General features: G+C 72.8%; 2 protein-coding genes and 1 tRNA gene. 1 reads left to right on the forward strand and 2 read right to left on the reverse strand.

The genetic code is table 11. The annotated features are described in order from the left end of the window. Window positions 1-297: 297 nt before the first annotated feature. Window positions 298-371 (reverse strand) — tRNA-Lys (locus K6I33_RS34100). A gap of 97 nt (window positions 372-468) precedes the next feature. After that, window positions 469-1,227 carry an IclR family transcriptional regulator gene (locus tag K6I33_RS34105; RefSeq protein WP_229358678.1) on the reverse strand — a complete coding sequence of 253 codons (759 nt, stop codon included), beginning with the start codon at window positions 1,225-1,227 and terminating at the stop codon, window positions 469-471. Window positions 1,228-1,484: 257 nt separating this feature from the next. On the opposite strand from K6I33_RS34105, the gene K6I33_RS34110 reads away from it, so the two are divergent. After that, the gene (locus tag K6I33_RS34110; protein ID WP_229358679.1) at window positions 1,485-2,594 is read left to right on the forward strand and encodes an LLM class flavin-dependent oxidoreductase; all 1,110 of its coding nucleotides are present in this window, start codon (window positions 1,485-1,487) and stop codon (window positions 2,592-2,594) included. Window positions 2,595-2,712: the final 118 nt, after the last annotated feature.

A 2,712-nucleotide genomic window follows, 5' to 3' on the forward strand; every position in this document is an offset into this window, starting at 1 on the left:
GTGCGGGGCCGGCGCGGAGACGGCCGGGACGGAGCCGCTGCCCGTCGCGTACGCGGACGAGCCGGCTCCGCAGACGACCGGGCCGAAGAGGACCGCGAGGAGGAGCAGCAGCGCTGTGACTGCCGTCGGGCGGCGGTGCTGCGGCACGTGCCCTCTCCTCCCTGTCCTGCCCGTCGTCGGCGCGCCCCGGGTCCGGTGCCGGGACGGCCTTCCATGCTACGGGCCGTCCGGTGCGGCCGCTTCGCGGCGGCATACGCCGAAGGCCCCCACCTGATGGTGAGGGCCTTCGACCGTCTGTGCGCCGCCAGGGACTCGAACCCCGGACCCGCTGATTAAGAGTCAGCTGCTCTAACCAACTGAGCTAGCGGCGCCTGCTGACAGAGAGAACTCTACCCGATGTCCGGGGGTGCTCCGAACCACGGGTCACACGGGCCCCTGCCGCCCCGCCCGCAAAGGGCCTCCGGGCCCCTAGAGGGCCAGGGAGAGCAGCATCGGGGCCGCGTGCCGGTTCAGGGTCTCGGCGGCCTCGCGCAGCCGGTGGGCGTGGCGGACCGGGAGCGAGAGCGCCAGCGAGCCCACCGAGCGCCCGGCGGACATCGGCACGGCCGCGCAGACCGTGCCCACGGCGTACTCCTGGAGGTCCAGGACGGGGACGGTCGAGGGCTGGGCGTCCAGCTTGCTGAAGAGGATCCGCTCGTTGGTGATCGTCTTGGAGGTGAGCCGGGCGGTCTGGTGCCGGGCGAGGTGGTCGCGCCGGTCGTCGTGGTCGAGCTGGGTCAGCAGGCACTTCCCGAGCGCCGTCGCGTGGGCGGCGGAGCGGAAGTCGACCCACTCGTTCACCTTGGGGGTGCGCGGCCCGTCCGCGTACTGCGTGATCCGGATCTCGCCGTCGACGTAGGCGCTGAGGTAGACGGCGGCGCCCAGGGTGTCGCGCAGCACGGACAGCGAGTGCTGGAGCTTGCGCTCCAGGGCGCCCGCGCGGTCGCCGCTCGCGCTCAGCAGGAGCAGCGACGCGCCGGTGATGTAGCCGCCGTCGCCGGTCAGCTCCACGTACTCCTCGCGGCGGAGCATCGCCAGCAGATGGGCGAGCCGTCCCAGGGGCAGTCCCGTCTCGCGGGCGATCTGGGCCTGGCTGACGCCGCCGGCGTATTTGGCGACCGTCTCCAGCACACGCAGGGCGCACTGCGCCGAGTGCAGCGGTGCGGCCGGCTCGGGGCTGAGCGCCACGGTCTCCCCCTTGTGGTTACTTGCGGGTGTACCACTCTCCACGGTAACGGCGAAACCGACCGCCGGGAGAGGGAGTTGACGAGAATCGCGACAGCCGTTACCTCCCTGTTCTGCCCGCTGCGACCTTGGCATATGCCGTTGTCCCGGGACGGTCCGGCCGTGCTCGGCGGAATAACCGGAGATGTTCTCCGGTTGCTGCTGGTCGGAGCGCCACGAGCGCTCCGGACCGAGGCAGTCAACCAGGGAGGCGGGCCACCGTGGCCGACGTGCAGGACGACATCATCCGGGCGAAACCCCTCGGCAGCGCGCCCGTTGCCCTGTCCGTGCTGGATCTCGCGACCGTCGGCAGCGGCCGGACCGCCCGGCAGGCCCTGGGCACCACGGTCGAGCTGGCGCGGCTCGCCGAGCGGCGCGGCTACCACCGCTTCTGGGTCGCCGAGCACCACTCCATGCCCGGTGTCGCCAGCTCCTCCCCGGCCGTCATCCTGGCCCACCTCGCCGCTCACACCGACCGCATCCGCCTCGGCTCGGGCGGGGTGATGCTGCCCAACCACGCGCCGTTGGTGATCGCCGAGCAGTTCGGCACCCTGGAAGCCCTCGCGCCGGGGCGCGTGGATCTGGGCCTGGGGCGCGCACCCGGCACGGACGGCGCCACCGCCGCGGCGCTGCGCCGTCAGGACCGGCTCGCGGAAGGCGCGGACGACTTCCCCCAGCAATTGGCCGAGTTGACGCGCTTCCTTGACGACGACTTCCCCGAAGGGCACCGCTTCGCCCGGATCCACGCCATCCCGGGCCCCGTCCAGGGCCGGGTGCCGGGCGGGGTGCAGCGCGCCGACCGCCCCTCGATCTGGCTGCTGGGCTCCTCCGGCTTCAGCGCGCGCCTCGCCGGACTGCTCGGCCTGCCGTTCTCCTTCGCGCACCACTTCTCGTCGGCCCATACGCTCCCCGCGCTGGAGCTCTACCGCGAGTCCTTCCGGCCCTCCGCCGTCCTCGACCGCCCCTACGCCAAGATCGGCGTCCAGGCGCTCGCCACCGACGACCCGAAGGAGGCCCGCCGCCAGGTCCTCACCGGCGCGGTGTCGATGCTGCGCCTGCGCACCGGCCGGCCGGGCCTGATCCCGTCGCCGGAGGAGGCGGAGTCCGCCGCGCTCGGCCTGGCCGAGCAGGAGTTCGTCGCCGACTGGCTGCGAAACGTGGTCTTCGGCACACCGGACGAGGTACGCGAGGGCCTGGACGCCCTGGCCAAGCGGACGGGAGTGGACGAGCTGATGATCACGGCCAACACCCACACCCCGGAGACGCGGCTGCGCAGCTACGACCTGATCGCGGACGAGTACGGGTTCCCCACCGGCGCGTCAGGGCAGTGACGTGAGGGGGCGGGGTGGGGTGGACGGGCCCTGGTAGGGGCGTAAAGAGCTCTTCGCCGCTAGAGCCACATACGGGGCACCCGTCACGTGATGGCAGGCACCGCGAAGAGGTCAGCCC

The organism is Streptomyces sp. UNOB3_S3 (genome assembly GCF_020740895.1).
In the GTDB taxonomy this organism is placed as follows: Bacteria; Actinomycetota; Actinomycetes; order Streptomycetales; family Streptomycetaceae; genus Streptomyces.